General features: G+C 44.4%; 20 protein-coding genes and 3 tRNA genes. 6 read left to right on the top strand and 17 right to left on the bottom strand.

Going from position 1 to position 21193, the window contains the following annotated elements; all coding sequences use genetic code 11:
• Positions 1–59 precede the first annotated feature (59 nt).
• Both nrdB and yfaE read left to right on the top strand, forming a co-directional pair.
• The gene (gene nrdB / locus OM978_RS11060) at positions 60–1190 is read left to right on the top strand and encodes a class Ia ribonucleoside-diphosphate reductase subunit beta (RefSeq protein ID WP_264342206.1); all 1131 of its coding nucleotides are present in this window, start codon (positions 60–62) and stop codon (positions 1188–1190) included.
• A gap of 15 nt (positions 1191–1205) precedes the next feature.
• Positions 1206–1460, top strand: a complete 255-nt coding sequence (yfaE, locus tag OM978_RS11055; protein WP_264342205.1) for a class I ribonucleotide reductase maintenance protein YfaE — start codon at positions 1206–1208, stop codon at positions 1458–1460.
• A gap of 51 nt (positions 1461–1511) precedes the next feature.
• Here yfaE and OM978_RS11050 read toward each other — a convergent pair whose 3' ends face one another.
• The 5 genes from OM978_RS11050 to OM978_RS11030 form a co-directional block, all read right to left on the bottom strand.
• On the bottom strand, positions 1512–2087 hold the full coding sequence (locus OM978_RS11050) for a YceI family protein (RefSeq protein WP_264342204.1): 576 nt from the start codon (positions 2085–2087) through the stop codon (positions 1512–1514).
• Between the two features lie 17 nt (positions 2088–2104).
• Positions 2105–2644, bottom strand: coding sequence for a cytochrome b (locus OM978_RS11045; protein ID WP_264342202.1), 540 nt, complete (start codon positions 2642–2644; stop codon positions 2105–2107).
• Positions 2645–2805: 161 nt separating this feature from the next.
• On the bottom strand, positions 2806–3723 hold the full coding sequence (locus tag OM978_RS11040) for a rhodanese-related sulfurtransferase (protein WP_264342200.1): 918 nt from the start codon (positions 3721–3723) through the stop codon (positions 2806–2808).
• A gap of 99 nt (positions 3724–3822) precedes the next feature.
• Positions 3823–4365, bottom strand: coding sequence for a YaeQ family protein (locus OM978_RS11035; protein WP_264342199.1), 543 nt, complete (start codon positions 4363–4365; stop codon positions 3823–3825).
• Between the two features lie 35 nt (positions 4366–4400).
• A complete protein-coding gene (locus OM978_RS11030) occupies positions 4401–5051 on the bottom strand; it encodes a LysE family translocator (RefSeq protein WP_264342197.1) in 651 nt (216 codons plus the stop codon).
• 180 nt (positions 5052–5231) lie between these two features.
• Here OM978_RS11030 and OM978_RS11025 point away from each other — a divergent pair, with 180 nt between their 5' ends.
• Positions 5232–7613 (top strand): TonB-dependent receptor, encoded by a 2382-nt coding sequence (locus OM978_RS11025; RefSeq protein WP_264342196.1) that lies wholly within the window; start codon positions 5232–5234, stop codon positions 7611–7613.
• A gap of 197 nt (positions 7614–7810) precedes the next feature.
• On the opposite strand, the gene rmf is transcribed toward OM978_RS11025, so the two are convergent.
• From rmf to rlmKL, 5 genes are all read right to left on the bottom strand, one after another.
• Positions 7811–7993 (bottom strand): ribosome modulation factor, encoded by a 183-nt coding sequence (gene rmf, locus OM978_RS11020; protein WP_046521510.1) that lies wholly within the window; start codon positions 7991–7993, stop codon positions 7811–7813.
• A 294-nt stretch (positions 7994–8287) separates the two neighbouring features.
• Positions 8288–9928 carry a DUF3466 family protein gene (locus OM978_RS11015; RefSeq protein ID WP_264342193.1) on the bottom strand — a complete coding sequence of 547 codons (1641 nt, stop codon included), beginning with the start codon at positions 9926–9928 and terminating at the stop codon, positions 8288–8290.
• Positions 9929–9940: 12 nt separating this feature from the next.
• A complete protein-coding gene (locus OM978_RS11010) occupies positions 9941–11851 on the bottom strand; it encodes an ATP-binding cassette domain-containing protein (RefSeq protein WP_264342192.1) in 1911 nt (636 codons plus the stop codon).
• Between the two features lie 3 nt (positions 11852–11854).
• Positions 11855–12094: a glutaredoxin family protein gene (locus OM978_RS11005; protein WP_233007116.1), complete on the bottom strand. Its 240-nt coding sequence runs from the start codon at positions 12092–12094 to the stop codon at positions 11855–11857.
• Positions 12095–12100: 6 nt separating this feature from the next.
• A complete protein-coding gene (gene rlmKL / locus OM978_RS11000) occupies positions 12101–14233 on the bottom strand; it encodes a bifunctional 23S rRNA (guanine(2069)-N(7))-methyltransferase RlmK/23S rRNA (guanine(2445)-N(2))-methyltransferase RlmL (protein ID WP_264342190.1) in 2133 nt (710 codons plus the stop codon).
• Positions 14234–14474: 241 nt separating this feature from the next.
• On the opposite strand from rlmKL, the gene OM978_RS10995 reads away from it, so the two are divergent.
• The 3 genes from OM978_RS10995 to OM978_RS10985 all read left to right on the top strand — a co-directional run bounded on the left by OM978_RS10995 (position 14475) and on the right by OM978_RS10985 (position 14918).
• Positions 14475–14551 (top strand) — tRNA-Met (locus OM978_RS10995).
• Positions 14552–14603: 52 nt separating this feature from the next.
• Positions 14604–14680: transfer RNA gene (locus OM978_RS10990), tRNA-Met, on the top strand.
• Between the two features lie 161 nt (positions 14681–14841).
• A tRNA-Met gene (locus OM978_RS10985) sits at positions 14842–14918 on the top strand.
• A gap of 352 nt (positions 14919–15270) precedes the next feature.
• Here OM978_RS10985 and OM978_RS10980 read toward each other — a convergent pair.
• The 7 genes from OM978_RS10980 to rmuC form a co-directional block, all read right to left on the bottom strand.
• The gene (locus tag OM978_RS10980; RefSeq protein WP_264342188.1) at positions 15271–15984 is read right to left on the bottom strand and encodes a hypothetical protein; all 714 of its coding nucleotides are present in this window, start codon (positions 15982–15984) and stop codon (positions 15271–15273) included.
• Positions 15985–16050: 66 nt separating this feature from the next.
• Complete coding sequence (locus OM978_RS10975) at positions 16051–16509, bottom strand: hypothetical protein (protein ID WP_264342186.1); 459 nt, start codon at positions 16507–16509, stop codon at positions 16051–16053.
• A 98-nt stretch (positions 16510–16607) separates the two neighbouring features.
• Positions 16608–16850: a hypothetical protein gene (locus OM978_RS10970; RefSeq protein ID WP_264342184.1), complete on the bottom strand. Its 243-nt coding sequence runs from the start codon at positions 16848–16850 to the stop codon at positions 16608–16610.
• Between the two features lie 87 nt (positions 16851–16937).
• Entirely contained in the window at positions 16938–17228 is a 291-nt protein-coding gene (locus OM978_RS10965; protein ID WP_264342183.1) for a hypothetical protein, read from the bottom strand.
• Between the two features lie 154 nt (positions 17229–17382).
• Positions 17383–17955, bottom strand: a complete 573-nt coding sequence (locus tag OM978_RS10960) for a hypothetical protein (protein WP_264342182.1) — start codon at positions 17953–17955, stop codon at positions 17383–17385.
• A 480-nt stretch (positions 17956–18435) separates the two neighbouring features.
• Positions 18436–19620, bottom strand: coding sequence for a class I SAM-dependent methyltransferase (locus OM978_RS10955; protein WP_264342181.1), 1185 nt, complete (start codon positions 19618–19620; stop codon positions 18436–18438).
• A 65-nt stretch (positions 19621–19685) separates the two neighbouring features.
• Positions 19686–21188, bottom strand: coding sequence for a DNA recombination protein RmuC (gene rmuC / locus OM978_RS10950; protein WP_264342180.1), 1503 nt, complete (start codon positions 21186–21188; stop codon positions 19686–19688).
• Positions 21189–21193: the final 5 nt, after the last annotated feature.

Here is a 21193-nt window from a genome sequence, read left to right as displayed (position 1 = left end):
GGCTGCGTTGCAGCCCTCTTTTTGTATGCATAGCTAATAAAAACACAGAGAAATTGCTGATGAGTTACACCACCTTTAGCCGTACGAACAATGATCAAATGAAAGAGCCAATGTTTTTTGGCAACCCGGTGAACGTGTCCCGTTATGATCAACAAAAATACGGCATTTTTGAAAAACTGATCGAAAAGCAACTGAGCTTTTTCTGGCGTCCTGAAGAAGTGGACGTTAGTAAAGACCGTATCGACTTTCAACAGTTACCAGAACATGAAAAGCATATATTCCTCAGTAATTTAAAATACCAAACTCTGTTGGACTCAGTACAAGGCCGTTCACCGAACGTTGCTTTGTTGCCTATAGTGTCCTTGCCTGAGCTGGAAACCTGGATTGAAACCTGGGCCTTCAGTGAAACTATTCACAGCCGCAGTTACACCCATATAGTGCGTAATATCACCAACGAGCCGCACAAGGTCTTTGACGATATATTGTTGAATGAACGTATTGTTGAACGCGCAGATGACGTTACTCGTTATTACGATGATTTAATCACTTCTGTTAGCCTGTATCACTTGTGTGGCGTAGGCACTCATGAAGTCAACGGCAAGACCCATACCATCAGCATGCATGACCTGAAGCGTAAGCTGTACATTTGTATTTTGTCGGTGAACGTGCTCGAAGCCATCCGTTTTTATGTCAGCTTCGCTTGTAGTTTTGCCTTTGCCGAACGTGAACTGATGGAAGGTAATGCAAAAATCATCAAACTGATTGCCCGTGATGAAGCGCTGCATTTAACCGGCACTCAACATATGCTGAATATTATGGCAGCCGGTGAAGACGACCCTGAAATGGCCATTATCGCCAAAGAGTGCGAAGACGAAGCTTACGCCATCTTCCGTAAAGCTGCTGAGCAGGAAAAAGACTGGGCTGAGTTCTTGTTTAAAGATGGTTCAATGATTGGCTTAAACAAAGATATTTTGTGCCAGTACGTTGAGTACATTACCAACAACAGAATGCAGGCTGTGGGCTTAAAGCCAATTTTCAGCACCACACAGAACCCTATTCCATGGATCAACGCCTGGTTAGTGTCTGATAACGTGCAGGTAGCACCACAGGAATCAGAAATCAGCTCCTATTTAGTAGGCCAAATCGATAACGAAATGGATGGCGCTGACTTCGGCGATTTTGATCTCTGATCTGCGATTACTGAAATGGTTAAAGTAGTGGTGAAGGATGTGCTCAGCCTGGAGTTTGGGCCTGAGCAACGCACCCTGCTTGATGCTCTGGAAGCTAAGCAACAGCAAGTGAACTATCAATGCCGCGAAGGTTACTGTGGTGCTTGCCGTTGTAAGTTACTGTCAGGTTCGGTCAGTTACATCAACGAGCCTTTGGCTTTTGTCCGCAAAGGCGAAATTTTGCCTTGCTGTAGTATTCCCATCACAGATATAGAAATAGAATTACCCTGAGTATCACAAGATACTTCAGGGCAATGTCGTCATTAAAATCTCAATTCAGAATTAAGACTTCTTGATACCTTCCACGCTCAGATCCAACTGTACAGTGGCAGAGGCTGGGCCAAGGATGTTTTTAATAGCGAAATCTTCTAAGTTGATGCTGGTAGTGCCGGCAAAACCTGCACGGTAACCACCCCATGGATCAGAACCTTCACCCAGCTTGGTGGCTTTGATGACGATTTCTTTAGTCACGCCATTTAACGTGAAGTTACCTACTACATCAAAATCCGCGCCTGCTTTTGGTACTATCTTCGTACTGATGAAAGTGGCTTTGCTATTTTTGTCTACGTTCAGGAAATCCGGGCTGCGTAAGTGCTTGTCGCGCTCAGCATGGTTAGAATCAACACTTTTGGTATCGATTTCTAACTGGATTTTAGAGTCCGCTAACTTTGCAGCGTCATAGCTGAAGTTACCTTTAAAGGTATTAAAACGGCCATACAACCAGCTATAACCTAAGTGGCTGATCTTAAACTGAACAAAAGCGTGTGCACCTTGAGTATCAATTTCATACTCAGCAGCTTGTAAAGCTGGTGCTGCTAACATAGACACCATTAAGCTGGCTAATAATAATTTCTTCATTCCAATCTCCTTTCACATTAAGGTTTAAGCATTCGTTTTAACGTATCGTCTTTATCAAAGAAATGGTGTTTAAGAGCAGCTACAGCGTGTAAGACTGCTAAAGCAATCAGGCCATAAGCCGCAAATTTATGTACCAAACCGGCTTTATCTGCTTGCTCAGCAAATAACTCACCTGCAGATGGCAAATCAAACAAGCCAAACACCTCTATCGGTCGGCCATCCGCAGTAGAAATTAAATAACCGCTGCAGATAATCAAAAATATAAGTCCATACAATGTCAGATGGGTAAAATGACTGGCACGTTGTACAGCTTTACTGTGACTCGCCAAAGGCGTGGCAGTTCCATTTAAAACACGCCAAAGCACTCTGTAGCCCATCATCAGTAGTAACAAGACCCCTACGCTTTTATGCCAAAAAGGTGCTGTTTTATACCAGGTACTGTAGTAGCTTAAATCCACCATCCAAAAGCCTGATGCAAAAAGCCCTATCACCATCACAGCCACCAGCCAATGCAACGCTATGCTGGTCCAGCTATACCCTTTGTTTTCTGTTGCCATAATTCACCCTCTTAGTCGAAATAGCTTATCTTTCCAGAAGATGGTTTAAAATAACAAAAATAAGCATATTTTGTTCTATTTAATAGAAATATAATCTGTTTGGTACTGGATTTAAGACATAAAAAAAGAGCCATTAAGGCTCTTTTCAACTATAGCAGAGATTAGAATTCAACTTTACCATCGCGGATATGTTGTTCACCCCGCTCTTTGGCCAAGGCTATTTGCTTTTGGCGCTCTGCAAAAGAGGCTTGTTGCTCTTCGGTAATTTTGTCGTGGCAATGAGGGCAACTTAAACCTTGCACATAAAGTGGCGACTTCATCTCGTCCTGCGACAACGGCATACGACAAGCGTAGCATTGATCGTAACTGCCCTGTTCCAGACCATGTTTAACCGCAACACGTTGGTCAAACACAAAGCACTCGCCCTGCCACAAACTTTCTGGCTCCGGTACTTCTTCCAGGTATTTCAGAATGCCGCCATCGAGGTGATACACCTCTTCAAAGCCCTGCTCTTTTAAAAAGGCGGTAGACTTTTCACAGCGAATACCACCGGTACAAAACATGGCTACTTTTTTGTGCTTGGTTTTGTCCAGATTCTGCTCAGCCCACTCTGGGAACTCACGGAAGCTGGTTGTGTTTGGATTGATGGCATTTTTAAAGGTGCCTATAGCCACTTCATAGTCGTTGCGGGTGTCGATGACTATAGTGTCAGGGTCTGAAATCAGTTGATTCCAGGCTTCGCCTTTCACATAAGTACCCACTATATGGGCAGGGTTGATCCCCTCTACACCCATGGTGACTATTTCTTTTTTCAGCTTTACCTTAGTGCGGTAAAAAGCCTGTTCATCAGCAAAAGATTCTTTGTAGGACATGCCATCAAAACGGCTGTCCGCAGCAAACCACTGCAGCATGGCGTCTATGCCTTCACGTGGCCCACAAATAGTGCCATTAATGCCTTCTTCGGCCAGTAACAACGTGCCTTTGACTTTATTCAGAACTAAGTGTTGATAGAGCTTATCGCGCAGAGCAACATAATCAGGTAAAGCGACGAACTTATATAAAGCAGCTACAACGTACATCTTTGGATTCACCTTCTGCAAAGCCGGACCGTAAATCCGGGGCAAAAATACGGGCCGCCATTATAACTACAGAAAAGGAAATGACAAGTTGCAGCAAGCTTAATGCCTGAACTCCAGCTCTGATGGCACTGCGAGCGCCAGCTCAAAAGTTTGCTCACCATCGGTGATCAATAACTTGTCATCTTCCCGCCACAGATCCAACTGCATATGACCTTTAAGCATGCTGCAAAAATCCAGTAACTGTTGATGGGATAAGGTATGAAACTGTACATTTCTGAAATGTTGTTTGTATTGGCTCTTTATTTTTTTCTGATCAGTTTCATCCAGAAATAACACCACCTGATCGGCCTGATGACTGGCGCGTTGCATATGTTTCTCACTGAGTAAATCAACATTACACCAGAGTTTGATATGGTCAGCCGCATCGCTGACATACAGATCAGGAGTTTTGCCAGCTCCTTCTGTTTTCGCCAATTGAGGTGAAGATTCGAAAAAGGACAAGTAGGCCAGCAAGCGGCGGGCAAAATGCTCCGCCAGCTCTGTTTTATAGGGAGCTATATAACAGGTGCGTTTTTGGTATACATGGCTGACCTCTGACGCATAATTCAGATCCAGTCTTATCACTTTACTGACAACTTGCATACAGACACCTCATTGGTATCGGCAACAACCTCTGTTTAGTGTAGCTGAGATTGGATTGCACCGTAAATCAGATGCATAGCCAGTGCCAGTAATACAGCGCCCATTAAACGATCAAACCAATACCCTTTACGTAGCAAAAAAGCTCTTACTTTTTCGCGGGTTAGGATCACAGATAAAAAAGCAAACCAGGCCGCTGTCGCGCATGCCATATAAACGCCGTAGATCACTTTGTACGAAAGTGGTGTAACCGGCGAAATAATGACGGCAAAAAGTGATAGAAAAAACAAGGTCGCTTTTGGGTTTAAACCATTAGTGACAAAACCTGAGGTAAAGGCTTTGAGCATTGATGGAGTCTCCGTCACAGGCTCTGCGGCTACTTCTGGTGCTTTATTTGTTGGCGCACCACTACGAATCGCCTGCCAGCCTATATGCGCCAAATAAGCTGCTGCCAGCACGCTAAACAAAGTAAATAACCAGGGCGTGGTTTTGATCAGCAACCCTAAACCAAGCAGCGAATAACACACATGCAGAAAAATCGCCATACCTATGCCAATACTGGCTGCAAGTGCCACATTACGACCGTAACGCACGGCATAACGTAAAACGATGGCGAAATCCGGACCAGGGCTTGCTACAGCGACTAAATGAACGGAAGCGATTAAGATAAATTCAGGCCAGAACTCCATGCCTTATCCTTTTGATTATTAGTTATATCTTCTGTCGATATTAAAACATGAGGGATCAGGGTTTCGAAGCGAAATCTCAAAAAAATGTTACTTCATCACAAAAGTGCTTGCGTCCGAATCGTTAATCCGCAAAAATGTTATAACATCACATCAATTGACTAACAGTAAAAAGGTTTTACGATGCGCCCTTCTCTTTTTCAACTCTCTCCGCTGGCTGTGCTGGTCGCTTCAGTCTTTTCAGCTCAAGTACTGGCACAAAGCACCACTATCAATGGTCTTGTTTTGGATAATAATGGCAAAGCTATTGAACAAGCCCGGGTACACGTACATGGTCGTCAGCAGTATGTCTATGCGGATAAAAACGGCCGCTTCACTATTCAGGCCCCTGCAGATGCAGAACTGCATATCTCCGCCAAAGGTTATGGCGACCAATTTGTAAAGGTAGCCGACGCCCAAAACAACGAGATCAACATACAACTTGAAGCCGGTGGTCTGGAACGAATAGTGGTAGCAGCATCTGGCTTGCACCACTACGATCTGGAAATGGCCAACCCGGTGACAGTGCTGTCCGGTGAAGAACTTAGCCGTAAAACTGAACCTACTATAGGCGAAACCTTAAAGTCGATGCCTGGTGTGCACAGCAACTATTATGGCCCTGTGGCCGCCAGTCCTATTTTACGTGGCCTGGATGGCCCACGGGTACGCATTTTAAGTAATGGCTTAGACTCAGCAGATGTATCACGTATTGGCCCTGATCACGCCATCAGTGCTGATGCTATTACCACTGAGCAGATTGAAGTGTTGCGTGGCCCCTCAACCTTGTTATACGGCAGCGGAGCTGTGGGTGGTGTAGTGAATGTGGTGGATAACAGACTGCCACGTCAGTTACGCCCTGCCAGCACTCAAATTGAGACCCGCTACAGTTCTGGCGCAGATGAAAAAACCGCAGCTTTGGCTCATGACGGTGGTCAGGAACAAATAGCCTGGCATTTCGATGGCTTTAAACGCAAAACAAATAATTACGACGTGCCTGATTTCACCAATGACGAAGGCGAAAGCTCTGATCAACTAGCGAATTCATGGCTGGATAACTCGGCCGTCAACGGCGGATTAAGCTGGATCACTGACAAAGGTTTATTAGGTTTCTCCATAGGTCATATTGACAGTGAATACGGCATTCCTGGTCATCACCATCATCATGAAGAACACGAAGAAGATGAGCATGAAGAAGAAGAAGGCCATGAGGAAGCCGGTGTCTTTGCCCGTGTAAAACAAGACAGATACGGCCTAGCTGGTGAGTTGTATAAACCTTTGGCTGGTATTGAGACTTTATCATTTAGCAGTGCCCTAACCCGCTACCAACATCATGAAATTGAAGGTGGGGCTATTGGTACTACCTTCAAAAATGACAGTTTTGAAAGCCGTTTCACTGCTGAACATGAAACCTTCGCTGGCTGGCATGGTGTTGTGGGTTACCACCTGCAACAAAGTGATTATAAAGCCATAGGTGAAGAAGCTTTTACACCTGATACCAAAACGGATTCTCACGCCCTATTTGTGCTGGAAGAACGTAGTTTTGGTGAATTTACGGCCCAGTTAGGTGCCCGTATCGAACAGGTCGACTACAAAGCCTCTGGTATTGAATTTGAACATCACCATGATGAAGACGAAGCAGAAGAGCATCATACCGAAAACGTAAAAAATGACTTTACTGCAGCCAGTGTATCAGCAGGTCTGGTCTGGAATTTCCAACCAGGTTACAACTGGGCGCTGTCAGTAAGCCGCTCTGAACGTGCTCCAAGTGCTGCTGAGCTTTATTCCAATGGCGCTCACATTGCCACTCAAACCTATGAGTTGGGTCTGGCTTACGCTCTGGATGAAGATGGAGAAATCACCCAATCTGAAACGGACTTCAAAAAAGAAGTTGCGAATAACATCGACCTGACGTTCCGCAAATTTGAAGGAGATTTTACCTTCACCTACAACCTGTTCTACAACAAAGTGCATAACTATCTTTATATGAAGGATTCTGGCTTAACCATGGCCGACCTGGAAGCTCACGATGAGGAAAATCATGAAGAAGAACATGCTCACGAGCATGAAGGCGAAGAATTCTCCATTTTCCATTATCAGCAGCAGGATGCCACTTTATATGGTGCCGAATTCGCTATGGCCTATCAGCTGACACCAGAACAGGAACTTGAGTTTTTTATCGATTCAGTAAGAGCAAAGCTTGATAACGGCGGTGATTTACCTCGTATCCCACCTATTAAAGTAGGAACGGGGTATAGCTATTCAGCAGAGGATTGGTCAGCAAATATAGATTGGACTCACTATATGAAGCAAAACCGGGTTGCAGCTGGCGAGAGTGCTACTGGTTCCTATCAGATCCTTGATTTAGGTTTTAGCTACTACTTCAATTTAAATGATCTGGACCTGACTGCTTTTGCTAAAGCCAACAACCTGACGGATGAATTGGGTTTTGTCCACAGCTCCTTTATCAAAGAAGACGCACCTCTGCCTGGCCGTTCTTTTACGTTAGGCCTCAAAGCCCGCTTCTAATATACCCTTCGGACTTGAAGCCGCAGCTTTGTTGACTGCGAGCATCGCCCCAGTCACATAGGACTACTATGTGACTGGGGTCTCACGCTCTTGTCGCCTCTCTGCAACTCCAATTACTTTGGGTATAAATGAAATTGTTCAGCGCCTAAAACGCACAAGGCCCCGGTTATCGGGGCCTTGTTATCTGAATTCGTGAACTATTGACCTCTGGCGAAAAGGCCAATCCCTTTGTCTTCCATCGCTTCCCGGTACCCGCCGAGCCATTGCGATCTGGTGTCTAAATTCTGATAAGGACAAATCTCTTTTGAGCGACCTGTGACAGCGGCGCGATAACCTTGAGCGTGGGCACGTTCTAAACGATCTCTTTTCTGTCTTTTCATAAGGCAATCTTCCTCGATCTGATAAATAACAAGCAACTTACGTTGCACTTTAATAGATAGTAGAGATGCCCAAAAGGTTCCACTAATAAACTTACCCCACCCCTATTGACATTGAGTAAGAACCTGAAGTTATTTAAGATTTGATGACAAAATAATTTAATTTTTTTTAACTATCTACACTGGTTTAGTCATTCATGTTGTCCAGGATGCTAGCTTGTTGCAGTTGAGCTGGAAAAAGGGCAATAAAAAAACCGCCGAAGCGGTTTTTTATTTTATCTGAACGTCAGCGGCCCATTAAGACTGACGACGTCTTAACAGGAGTAATGGTAACAACATCATGCTGAACCAGCCAAAAGATCCACCTTTACGTTCATAAGTAATATCCTCCGGAACGTTGCAGCTATCGATAGTGCCATTTGGTATTGGAATCAATTTTACGGCTCTGGACACGTTCTCCATCACAGGATTGCCAGCACTATCTTTCACTACGTCGCCTTTCGCATCACGTTGCTCTACAGAGTAGATGGCATTGGCAATAATTTCGTTGTTGTTGTTGATATCTTTGGCTTCAACCAAATTAAAATCTGCACCACATGGCAACAAAGTATTCAGGTCCGTCATACTCTGGTCTTCAATGTTGTATAAAAATGCAACCTGACGACGTGTAGTGCCATCTTCTGGCACCACTTCAGCTGCACCAACAATCATATTGTTTTCGTTAATCGCTGACGGTGTTGTGCTAGAGGTACTAAAGAAACCATTTGGATAAGTGACTGTTTTAGTATTGTAATCAAAAATAAACATCCGATTACGGGCAGTACCATTAAATCTCTTATTTGCAAGACCCACTACGATATTTTCATTGTTAATATCGCTTGCTGCGCTGACTTCCCACTCTAACGGATCAACAATAGCAGAAACTTCACCTTCAGCGAATATAGTGGCATGGTTCTGACGAACCTGACGTGCTGCGTCAGTATAGGTAGATAGACCTACAGCTATACCCGTGTCATTTACAGACAAAGCGCGGCTTACATAGGCAGCATCATTTGTATCTTCAATTAATGGCCCAAGGAAACCATATTCAACAGGCGCAGAAATTTGAGCTGACTCGTTCATCTTCCAAACTAAAGCTCTTTCTACATAAGCAGAGCCTGAAGCAGAGTAGAAGCACAAATTGACCGGACTCTTTTCACCAATACAGTTTTTCTCGATAGACTCTTTGATGGTATCTGGCATAGATACGCTACCAGAACCAGCTATATAGTTCGTTTCGCTGATCTTTGCGGCATTGGCAAAACCGCCACCCAGCTCTTCAAATGGAATAGGTAGAGGGATGACGCTGTTTCCATTGACTACATAGGATTTTATATATCCCAAGTCTGGAACCCACAGTTCCACTGTTTCCGGAGATGGAACATCTTCAGTCGCTGCAGGAGTAAAGCTTTGCAATGTAAAAGGAGTTGTCGCTACTGCAATTGCATTTCCGCTGTTGTTAATGTCGTAAACATATTCCCTGTTTGTTGGAGCTGCAGCTTGTTCTCTGACCCTGATCTGCGCACCAGTCGACAAATTTAACGCCTGCACATCACTGTACCGCTGAATTTCAAAGTCAGCTGCTTTGGCAGACAGATAACTTACCAATACCGACAATGAGGACGCAGTAACATTACCTAATTTAATCTGCTCAATAGCTTCAGCAGAAAGCGCCGAAGTTAAAGTGGTATCTTCGAAATCTAATCGGCTTACATCGACAGGAAAGTTATAGATCAAACTGCCGTTACCTACTACATCACCGTTGTCATTCATGGCCGCGCCAAATTGAGAACGAACAGTGCTGACTTCCGGCAACTCCTGAACCTGATAAACGGCGGCGTATGCTGAACTGGCGGCCAGGCCGGGTAATAAGGCTAATACTACGGGCGATAATCTCATTCAGGTCCCCTGTTACTGCTGATTTAATGCTTCTAATTGTTCCCAACGCTCATAGGCGTGCGCGAGCTTCGACTCTGCCTCATGCAATTGGTTCAACGCTTTTTGGGTGTAGTCGGCATTTTGCCGGAAAAATTGTGGATCATTCACTTGCTGCTGCAAGGCACTTAATTCTGCATCAAGTGTCTCGATTAAAGCGGGCAACAGTTCCAGTTCTCGTTTCTCTTTGTATGATAACTTCTTACTGCTTGTGGATGAAAGCTCAACAGGCTTTTCTTCGACAGGTTTTACACTTTTTTGCACTATTTCAACAGCTTTTACATTATTCTGCTGCCGTTTTTGGTAGGCGACCACATCTTCGTAGTCACCGGCTATGTCAACCACCTTGCCCTGACCGGCAAAATACAACGAACTTGTCACTGTATTGTTGACGAATTCACGGTCGTGGCTCACCAAAAGCACAGTGCCTTGATACTGCTGCAGAATATCTTCAAGCAGTTCAAGCGTCTCTACATCCAGATCGTTGGTCGGTTCATCGAGGATCAGTAAATTGCTTGGTTTGGCGAATAAACGCGCCAGTAATAAGCGGTTTTTCTCACCACCAGATAAAGCCCGAACCGGTGTTCTGGCGCGCGCTGGTGCAAATAAGAAGTCCTGCAGGTAACTCAGTACATGACGGGTTTGACCGTTTTGAACAATTTCCTGCTTACCATCAGCCACGTTATCCTGCACTGTGGCATTTAAATCTAATTGAATACGGTGCTGGTCAAAATAAGCCACCTCAAGGTTAGTGCCACGTTTAATCTCACCACTGTCGGCATTGTATTCGCCAAGCAGAGTTTTGATTAAGGTGGATTTACCCACACCGTTTGGTCCTACTAAAGCAATACGATCACCACGCATCACTAAAATGTTTATGTCTTTAAGGACGGTTTCGCCTTTAAAGCTGACATTGATATCTTTAGTCTCAAACACCAGCTTGCCGGACTTTTGTGATTGCTCAATGGCAAATTCAACCTTGCCCATTTGTTCAACCCGGGCTGCGCGTTCGTTACGCAGCTCTTTTAAGGCGCGAACACGGCCTTCGTTACGGGTACGACGAGCTTTAATGCCCTGACGGATCCAGACTTCTTCTTCCGCCAGCTTTTTATCAAAGAGTGCATTGTGCTGCTGCTCAACTTCCAGCAGTTTTTGCTTACGCTCCAGATACTCGGCGTAGTTACCAGGATGAGAGGTTAATTCACCACGGTCCAAATCGATAATACGGCTGGCCAAGGCACGGATAAAGGCCCTGTCGTGCGAGATAAAAATGATCGCGCCTTTGAAGTTCATAAAGAACTGCTCAAGCCATTGAATAGCCGCCACATCCAAGTGGTTAGTCGGTTCATCCAGCAGTAAAACAGTTGGCTGTGATACCAGAGCCTTTGCCAAAGCTGCTTTACGTAACCAACCACCAGATAAGGAAGCCAAAGTCGTATTTGGATCCATTTCAAACTGCAAACACAGCTCTTCAATACGGCTTTCTAACTGCCAGCCATGACGGGTATCGAGTTCAGCCTGCAAGGTACCAAATTCTCGTTGTTCCGCTTCAGTTGCATCAGAGAAATGATCGGCCAGATGATAAAAACGCTGCAGTTTTTCAGCTAAATCGCCCGCACCTTCACGAATAAAATCCGCTACTTTAATATCAACACGAGCTGGTGGGTCTTGCTCTAGGCGGCTGATAATTAAATTATTCTGCCGTACCACCTGGCCATCATCCAAATTTTGATGACCGGTCAATATTTTTAAGAAGGATGATTTACCAGCACCGTTGCGACCAACCAAACAGACGCGTTCACCAGCAAATAAACTAAAATCCACTTTATCTAAAATGGGGTGTGTACCAAAAGCAAGGCTGGCTTGCTGAAAACGTAATAATTCCACTCTTTATAATCCTGACGACTGCTGACGCAGCAGTTGTTGTATCTGTTCAAGTTCAAAGGGCCAGAACAGTTCCTGTTCATTCACTTTTAACACCGGAATATGCACACGATAGCGCTCAAAAGCAGCCGGTTCGTCCACTATATCTATAATTTCAACAGCACCTGCGACACCTGCCTGCAGCAAAAGCTGCTCGGCCTGTTCACACAAATGGCAACCCCAGGTGCTGTAAAGCCTAATTTGCATCAAAACTTACTCTTCAAGGCGTTTAAACAGCTCAAAGCAAACGTGAATATTTGGATTACGTTTAAAATCTTCCGGCAAACTTTGGGCTGAAATATCTTTGATGATCCAGCCTGCGTCTTCCAGCTCTGCTTTGTCGATTTTAAAGCGTCTTTTATTATTGGAGAAAATTACTTTGCCATTGGGCGCCAGACAACGCCCTACCATGGTCAACAACTTGACGTGATCGCGTTGCACATCCCAGGTGTCTTCCATTCGTTTCGAGTTCGAAAAGGTTGGCGGGTCAACAAAGATTAAATCAAACTGGTTTTTACAGCCCTTCAGCCAATCCAGACAGTTATCCTGCACAAACTGATAGGCTTTGCCATCCAGTCCATTAATGAGGAAATTGCGTTTTGCCCAGTCCAGATAGGTATTTGACATATCTACTGTAGTAACAGACAACGCGCCACCTAAGGCAGCATGCACAGAAGCTGTGCCTGTGTAGGCAAATAAATTCAGTACTTTTTTACCTTTGGCTTGCTGCTGAATGGCTAAACGGGTGACACGGTGATCTAAAAACAAGCCGGTATCTAAATAATCACGCAGGTTAACTAAAAACTTAGCGCCATACTCTGTGACTTCTTTGTACTGACCTGCTTTGGCCAAAGCCTGATACTGATCTTTACCTTTTTGTTTTTCACGAACTTTTAATACCAGCTTGTCGCTGCTAATACCCAGCACTTTAGGCACCAGGTTCACCACGTCAAACAAACGTTTTTGCGCAATTTGTTCATCAACGTTTGAAGGTGCGGCGTATTCATGGATCACTACTTCGCCGTCATACCAGTCGACCGCCACGTTGTATTCCGGAATATCGGCGTCATACATACGGTAGCAACTGATATTTTCGCGTTTCGCCCACTTCTCCAGCTGCTTGACGTTTTTCTTCAGTCGATTACCAAAAGACTCACTTTCCGCATAAAACAAAGCTGCACTTTGACTGTTGGCATTAACCTGTACTTGCTGTTCGGTCAAATCAAACATGGTAAATTCACAGTCTAAAGGACCGTTAGTGAACTTATAGCTTTTAGCTTTTGATAACTTCAGCGCCCGCAATAAATCCGGGCTTGAAGTAATAATGGCTAAACGCCAGCCCTGATAGTGCTTTTTCAGACCTAAAGAGAATTCTGCATACACAGGAATAAGCTGAGGCAAATCCCCTAAACGCTCACCGTATGGCGGGTTGGTAATAATAACGCCTTTGCCTTCGCACACCGCCGACTGAATTTGTGTCGCATCTTGAGTGATAAATTCAATAAAATCAGCAACTCCAGCACGAGCCGCGTTCTGACGGGCTTTTTGTAAGGTGCGTTCATCGGTGTCGCTACCAACAAAAGTAACGCCTTCAGCAATAGCCTGACGTGAGCTTAAAGCTTCAGCACGCAGTTGTTGCCACAGTTCTGGTTGGTGATCGCCCCAGCTTTCAAAAGCAAACTTTTCACGCTTTAAGCCTGGAGCTAACTGACGTGCCATCAGCACTGCTTCTATTAATAAAGTACCGCTACCACAAAATGGGTCATATAAAGGCTGATCAGCCTTCCAGCCAGAGCGTAACAATAACGCAGCAGCTAAATGCTCTTTTAATGGTGCTTCGCCCTGCTCTTTACGGTAACCACGCTGATGCAGTGACGGGCCAGAGAAATCCTGAAAGAAATGGAAATGCTGACGCTCTAAACGCACCTGAAACCGTACATCCGGATCCATACGATCAACATTGGGACGCTCGTCGTAACGCTCGCGGAACTGATCCACTATGGCATCTTTTACCCGCATACCACCAAACTGGGTATTGTCTATGGTCGGGTGTTTACCGACACACTCAACAGCAAAACTTTGTTCCATCCGCATTAAAGAAGGCCAGTTAATGCGCATGGCGACCTGATACAGATCTGAATTGGCATCAATTTCGATGGATTGTTCCAGGCGTAGAATACGGGTCGCTAAGCGCGACCATAAGCACAGCTGATACGCGTCTTTAAGTTCAGCCTTAAAGCGCACTACGCCCATGCCTAATTTAATGATTTCGCCTTGATAACGACGGATCTCATCCGCCAACAGCTCTTCAACACCTTTGGATGTTAAGGCCCAGAATTCCAACATATGATCTGCCCTGCAATAAAATGGCGCACATTATAACAGAAGCGCTTTCGAAAGCATTGGGATGTTTTTCAGCTAAAAAACAAAGATTTGCGCTGTTTCTATCTGAAAAACCTTTGAGATCGTATGCTTAAACACCTATGCGTTTAATAATTGTGCAGTCAGTTCACTTCTTTGATATTTACTGATATTAAGCCTTGCGCTGCTATGTCAAAAGCTCTACTATGCGCCCCGCAAACACGGACGCGGGATGGAGCAGCCTGGTAGCTCGTCGGGCTCATAACCCGAAGGTCGTCGGTTCAAATCCGGCTCCCGCAACCAATCTAATGTTTGTTTTAAATCCTGATAGTTACTGCTCAACTATCAATACGGACGCGGGATGGAGCAGCCTGGTAGCTCGTCGGGCTCATAACCCGAAGGTCGTCGGTTCAAATCCGGCTCCCGCAACCAAATCTTAATTGGTGTTTTAAAGTGGTTTTAGCCCTCGGGCTCCTCTTTATAACCCCGTGGCGGAGGTCGTCGGTTCAAATCCGGCTCCTGCAACCAACTTAAGTAAGCAATGTATATGTAGTACCCTACTTAACACACACTGCTCGGTGTTAAGATACGGACGCGGGATGGAGCAGCCTGGTAGCTCGTCGGGCTCATAACCCGAAGGTCGTCGGTTCAAATCCGGCTCCCGCAACCAACTTTAAAGCCAGCTTAATGCTGGTTTTTTTGTATCTAAAATTTAGGGTTTGAAAAGATGGAGCAGACTGGTAGCTCGTCGGTCTCCTCTTTATAACCCCGTGGCGAAGGTCGCAGGGTCAAATTCGGCTCCCGCAACCAACAATCAACCGACTCAATAGTCGGTTTTTTTTATCTAAAATTTGGAGTTTGACCGATTAAAAGCCCTGCCCTTTGAAATACGCTATGGCTGCAAGGAGCGTGAAGCGGACATTAACTACAAGCGCATGTGCGCGAACCTTGGTGAGCGTCTACTTTATTGGGGGAAGTATCGAGCGCCCAACGGGCGCATTGTTGATGGCGCTTGTTATGTTTCAACAATTTAGCGGGTCTATACCTATGTATTGAACCCGATCAAACCGAACCTCTCCAAGGACAACCCTCTTACCATTAATAACAATCTCAGGGTAGAAAATAGAGAAGCTTTCTAATCTTGATTTGATTTCACTTGTATGTATTGAAAACGACATGCCTGTATCGAAATATCGTTTCCTACCGAAAGCAACCTCATAAGAATGTGTTTTCCCGTTCAGTTTTGATAAAACAGGGACGCTAATATAGCCTGATTCCGAATCGGACTCTTTCACTCTATCAACCTGCTCAGGACTAAGCCCATTAAATGTCCTGTCAATGATTAAGCTCTTAGAGCCTGGATAATTTTCTTTATTCGTTGATAAGTAATTAACCTTTAATTTCCAGCGATTAGGAGAGTTATTGTCTTTTACTATGATGTAATCAGTAAGCAGTTGAAATTCCACACCTTCTGCCGCAGTTAGACTCGCACCCAAATAAAAATTGGCTAATTCAGGATGACTGTCACCACTAGACGCCCTTATCTGAACTTCAACTCCTGATTCTAGCAATATTTTAACTGTGTCTTGTGGTCCAGAACTTCCGCATCCTCTAGAAACAAGACTCCCCCCTTTATAAGCAGGCTTATAGAAATCTCTTGGAACAGGAGCACAAGAAGCAAAGACGAATACAGTACAAAGTACCCCTATTGTGGATAGAGTCCTATTCAAGTTCACAAATCTCCTTTTGAAACATAACACTCAAAGCACCGCGCAGCTTTAGCTGTCCGGTGCCTTTGCTTGTTATATGCCTGATTGCAAAATTTTATTACCTATGATTTTGGCTTGAAGCTCACCATCAAGAATGGGCTCTTTTGAAGCAACAGAAATAATAAAGCTGTGATGTTTACTTTTGACTAAGTAAAAATATGAATAGGCAACTGTATTTTCTATTTCAGTCTGAGCTTCTGCATACATAGCTTCACAATTTTCACCACATTTAACAGCTGAAAGCTGACTTCCCATTGGTTTTATTGTTTCATTCACTCGGTCAACGATTTGAGAGTATTGTTCCTTAACACCTTGCCCGAACTCGATATTAATAAATGGGCTATTGCTTTTACCAAATGCGAGAACTCTATTCACCTTATTGGTTTGTATCTGTAAATGGTCTGGCAGCTCAATTGTGAACATATCTGTTTTTACTTTCTGAGCCATAACAGATACAGGAAAAAGCAATAATAAGATTAGAATTCTACGCATATTTTCCTCTAGGCATATAACGCCCAAAGCAGCGGCCGAGCGCAGCGAGGTCCAGCCCCGCAGGGGCGATGCTGCCTTTGCTTGTTATGTGTTGTTGATTATTCATAGATAGTTGCAGCCTGAATTGCATCAGCAAATATTTGCCAGCTAGCAACCTCTGAATCTGTGTCTAGTTTGAGGTTTTTGTAAAGATTACCTGAGCTTTCCAACCAAGCAGCCATCGCTTCAAGGAACGATACTGTAGATACATTTTCCCAATTAGAAGTATCTTCAGCACAAAGTCTACCTATAAGGGAAATCAGCTCTTCTTTACTACCAATTTTCTCGTAGTCTATTTCCATGCACCAATCCTGATCGACACATAACGTTGCCAGCACGGGCGAGCTGCGCAGCAGCGAGTCCGAGCGAAGCGAACGTGCCTGGCCTTGTTATGTGGCATTATTACCACTCCCTTTGAAATAAGCTTTTAATGACTCGTAATATTTACCTTCAAGTTCATTGCATATCTTTCCACTTTCTACTCCTGCAATAAAGCTTTGTGGAAGTGACGAATCATTTAATCTTGATATTAAATCCTGAATCTTGGCTAATCTTTTATTTCTTTCAGATTCTATTGCTTCAGGAGAGCTTGCGTCTCCACCCCAGCCCTTGTCATTGAAGAGACAAAGTCCTTCTACTTCTCGCAACAATTTAGCTTTAGTGCCGAAAGGGTTCAACATGACGGATTCTCATAAGGCCACATAACGCCAAGTTCAGCGGCAATTTTTAAGTTGTGGTTTTGTGGAATACTTTTGCGTAGCAAAACCACAAAATCGCAACTTAAAAACTGTCCAACGGAGGCACGAAGTGCCGGAGTGATGCTGCAACGCCTTGTTAAGTGGGTTTTGATGGCTTTCTAAGCTTTGAATTTTTTCTTTTTTCACGCTCTTCTTCTTTAATTTTCAACATCAGTGCCTCATGCTTACGCTTTGATTCTTCAATTTCTTTTTGAAAGTTCTCGTTATCGTAAATTCTGCGCCAGGTGATGAGGGCCTCCATACCAAGACTACGAGCCACCGCACCGCATAGAGGCCAACTAACTTCTAATCCGAAATCTGGTGAAAATGGTAGCGGACCCGAGTAAATAAAGTCTGGATTAACATTACCGATAATATCCACTGGAGTTTTAAATTTTCTTAAATAGACACCTATGGATGTTTCACTTCGTGAGGACTCCTCTCCAGGTGTCAGTCTAATTCCTCGTGTAAATTGCAATACACTAAGTTTGGCAATATCTAATTCTTCGAATTCAACCTTGTGTTGATAAACCAATGGCGTTATCGCGATATGGCATAATGCATGGAATTCAGAAGTTTTTTCACTTTCAGACAATACAACCGCTATCCCCCAGAAATTATCTTGAGGGTTCGTTCGAATAATATCGCCTTTATAGAATTGATTAGTCATATTCACTTAACATTTGTATATTGTGCTGGCACGCTTTCTCTGGTTCTACCAGATGGCACACCATTGTTAACTTATTGATAAAAATCAATTAATTACAGTCAAGTGCTGCAAGACGAGTTCCAAAGCGTGCAGGCACATTATTTCTTTTCTCTGGTCTGTTATTTTTAGGTTGGTCCACTCTAAGTATCTAAATTAGAGTGTTTTTCCTTCTTCAGCAACAAATAAATGTGCCTGTTGGTTTGTCCAAGCGTGCCTGGTTTCTGGTAAAAGCAGATAACACTGTGTATTCGCCCAGTAGTACAGGCAATGTCGGCTTTTAGCACAAAGTGACGATACCGAAGATCTCAGGAAACAGTCGGGCTACTACGTTAGCAGACCCTGTCCAGCAGGGATGCTGGACAGGAGCCTACAGGGACGTATCTACGGCGCGTCTGCGTTGTAGTTGACCGCTCCGTTTTGAGACAGAAGCACGAGTCTGCATCACTCAGACTGCAACAATAACTCTTCCAGGCAATGTTGCTGTATACCGTAGAAGGTTTTGATTTGTTGCACCTGGGTCAGAATCTGTTCGCGGCTTTTAGGCTTTTGGCTTTTAACCGCCAGGATCATTTTATTTTTGCTGGTGTGTTCCAGCGAGATAAATTCAAAGACCTGAGTGTCATACCCATAAGCCTCCAGAAGCAAGGCGCGTAGACTGTCTGTCAGCATTTCGGCTTGTTCACCTAAATGAATGCCATGTTTGAGCATAGGTTGCAGCAATGGCGGGCTTATGAGTTGCGGCCTCAGTTGTTTATGGCAACAAGGTGAACACATAATCATTGAAGCACCTGTGCGAATGCCCATATGAATAGCGTAATCCGTAGCTATATCGCAGGCGTGCAGCGCTATCATCACATCTATGCCTTTGGCCTGGAAATGTTTCACATCACCCTGCTCAAAGCCAATGCCCTGCAAATTTAAATCACAAGCCACACCGTTACATAAATCCACCAGCTCCTGACGCAGCTCCACTCCTGTTACTTTGGCATCAAGCCCTAACTGATGTGTTAAGTAATCATGCACAGCAAAAGTCAGGTAGGCTTTGCCTGAACCAAAATCGGCAATATGCACTGCAGGTTTTTGTTTTAGGCCGGTTTGACTTAAAGCCCGATCGAATACTTCGACAAACTTATTAATTTGCTTCCATTTACGCGACATGGCTGGCACCAACTTCTGCTGGGTATCAGTGACTCCTAGCTGCTGTAAAAAAGGCCGATCCAGGGTAAGAAAACGTTGTTTTTCTTTGTCATGGGTTAATGCCGTTGGGCTGACAGCAGGCTGCTTAATAGCTTTAGTACTGCTTAACACTTTGCCTTTTTTACTGACACTCAATTGAGTTTCGCTGTCCAGCGCTGTGAAATGAGCGGCTTTAAAATCTGTGCCTAATAAATTTTGGATCTGTTGCAGTCCTTCACTCACTACAAAGTTTTTGGTGATATCCCGGGTTTTATGCCGGTATAAAAAACTTAAATGTGCGACATCTTTTAACACCACAGGCCGTACTTCAATTCGCACTAAGCTTGCATCCTCGCCCTGATAACTGCTTAACAACAGCTTTTGCCAGCTGTTGTTTTCAAGCTTTTGTGTAAGGAGTTGGATAAAGGCGCTGAAATCTGAAGTACTCACTGAAATTCTCTGCAATCAAAAAAGGCCGTTAGTATAAACCTGACAGCTCAAAGCTCCATAGTGCTTTATGGAGCCGACGAGGGTTTTGTCTCTGGCAAAGGTTCTGAGTCAAACTCAATCTGAGACTTTTCGACAAAATACTCCGGAAGCTCAGCTTGAATAGCAGGAGTTAAATCTTTAAACTCATTAACCTGCTTCACCAGGTTCGCCCTGCCCTTGTACAGCTGACTTTCTGCGGTTTCATAGGCTTCCTGCGCTTTGTTTAAGCTCTCTTTCACTCTTAAAAAGGTGGTCAGAAAGGTGCGGAGTTTGTTAAATACCGCATCAGCACGTTTGGCCAGTTCAGCCGTGTGTTTATGCTGCTCTTCGTAGCGCCACAACTGCCGCACTATATTCAAGCTGGTTAATAACGTGGTTGGTGTCGCCACCAAAACATTCTGATTCAGCGCTTGCTGAAACAAAGTCTCATCGGCTTTTAGCGCTTCAACAAAAGCCGACTCAATAGGCACAAACATAAATACCAGATCGGGTGAATTCAGGCCCGGTAACTTGTGGTAATTACGGTCAGACAGCTCTTTAATTCGGGCCGCCATCGAAGCTACATGCTCCTGCAGCGCCAGTTTACGCTCTGTATCGTCTTCTGAATTGATATAACGGCTATAGGCATTTAAGGATACTTTGGCATCAATAATCAAATGTTTACCCTGGGGTAAAAACACCACTAAATCAGGCCGCAGTTTATTGCCATCTTCCAGGGTGACTGAAAACTCGCGCTGGTAATCCTGACCTGCTCTTAAACCTGAACGCTCCAGCACATTTTCAAGTACCAATTCGCCCCAGTTGCCTTGAGTTTTTTTCTGGCCTTTTAATGCCACAGCCAGTTGATGGGCTTCTTCGGTGATCTGCTGATTGAGGATTTTTAAATGCTGCAGTTCGTGATTTAACAGCGCCTGTTGCTGGCTGTCTTTCAGGTGAATATCCTCCACCTTGCTTTTGAAAGCGTCTAACTGCAAACGAAACGGATTCAGCAAGCTATTTAACGCTTCTTGATTAGAGGCCTGGAAACGTACCGACTTGTCTTCAAAAATTTGCTGTGCAAGCTGCTGAAATTCAAGGCTGAGTTGTTGTTTGCTGTTTTGTAGTAACGCCTGCTGCTCGGCAAAATGCTGCTGCTTTTCTTTTAAACTAATTTGCAAAGCGCTGTGTTCGCGTTGCAGCTGCATATAGTCCTGCTGCTGTGAGTGATGTTGCTGTTTTAACTCAGTCCAGAGTTCTGACACCTGCTGATACTGGCTTTGACTGCGGGCTAATTCTGCAGCGTATTTTTGCTGCTGGTAACTTAAATCTTTAAAATCATCCTGAGCCTGTTGCAGCTGTTGTTGAACCTGCTGCAACGACTGTTGATCATGCTGGCTTTGCTGAGCCTGTAACTGGCTTGTGGTTTGTAATAAAGACAATTGCTGTTGCAAACCGTTCGACTGCCTGCGCCAATACAACAACCCCCAGAGACAACAGACCATCACCACTGCAACAAGGATCAATAAAATAGATAACGATTGTGGGGTCATGGTCC

This window comes from Rheinheimera sp. MM224, from assembly GCF_947090785.1.
In the GTDB taxonomy this organism is placed as follows: Bacteria; Pseudomonadota; Gammaproteobacteria; order Enterobacterales; family Alteromonadaceae; genus Pararheinheimera.
The sequence above is the reverse complement of the archived record's forward strand: the minus strand, read 5'-3'. Positions and strand labels throughout refer to the sequence as shown.

Bases quoted from the DNA above. Each gene is read 5' to 3' on its own strand.
- nrdB (WP_264342206.1), top strand. From the start codon at position 60: ATGAGTTACACCACCTTTAGCCGTACGAACAATGATCAAATGAAAGAG.
- yfaE (WP_264342205.1), top strand. From the start codon at position 1,206: ATGGTTAAAGTAGTGGTGAAGGATGTGCTCAGCCTGGAGTTTGGGCCT.
- OM978_RS11050 (WP_264342204.1), bottom strand. From the start codon at position 2,087: ATGAAGAAATTATTATTAGCCAGCTTAATGGTGTCTATGTTAGCAGCA.
- OM978_RS11045 (WP_264342202.1), bottom strand. From the start codon at position 2,644: ATGGCAACAGAAAACAAAGGGTATAGCTGGACCAGCATAGCGTTGCAT.
- OM978_RS11040 (WP_264342200.1), bottom strand. From the start codon at position 3,723: ATGTACGTTGTAGCTGCTTTATATAAGTTCGTCGCTTTACCTGATTAT.
- OM978_RS11035 (WP_264342199.1), bottom strand. From the start codon at position 4,365: ATGCAAGTTGTCAGTAAAGTGATAAGACTGGATCTGAATTATGCGTCA.
- OM978_RS11030 (WP_264342197.1), bottom strand. From the start codon at position 5,051: ATGGAGTTCTGGCCTGAATTTATCTTAATCGCTTCCGTTCATTTAGTC.
- OM978_RS11025 (WP_264342196.1), top strand. From the start codon at position 5,232: ATGCGCCCTTCTCTTTTTCAACTCTCTCCGCTGGCTGTGCTGGTCGCT.
- rmf (WP_046521510.1), bottom strand. From the start codon at position 7,993: ATGAAAAGACAGAAAAGAGATCGTTTAGAACGTGCCCACGCTCAAGGT.
- OM978_RS11015 (WP_264342193.1), bottom strand. From the start codon at position 9,928: ATGAGATTATCGCCCGTAGTATTAGCCTTATTACCCGGCCTGGCCGCC.
- OM978_RS11005 (WP_233007116.1), bottom strand. From the start codon at position 12,094: ATGCAAATTAGGCTTTACAGCACCTGGGGTTGCCATTTGTGTGAACAG.
- rlmKL (WP_264342190.1), bottom strand. From the start codon at position 14,233: ATGTTGGAATTCTGGGCCTTAACATCCAAAGGTGTTGAAGAGCTGTTG.
- OM978_RS10975 (WP_264342186.1), bottom strand. From the start codon at position 16,509: ATGCGTAGAATTCTAATCTTATTATTGCTTTTTCCTGTATCTGTTATG.
- OM978_RS10970 (WP_264342184.1), bottom strand. From the start codon at position 16,850: ATGGAAATAGACTACGAGAAAATTGGTAGTAAAGAAGAGCTGATTTCC.
- OM978_RS10965 (WP_264342183.1), bottom strand. From the start codon at position 17,228: ATGTTGAACCCTTTCGGCACTAAAGCTAAATTGTTGCGAGAAGTAGAA.
- OM978_RS10960 (WP_264342182.1), bottom strand. From the start codon at position 17,955: ATGACTAATCAATTCTATAAAGGCGATATTATTCGAACGAACCCTCAA.
- rmuC (WP_264342180.1), bottom strand. From the start codon at position 21,188: ATGACCCCACAATCGTTATCTATTTTATTGATCCTTGTTGCAGTGGTG.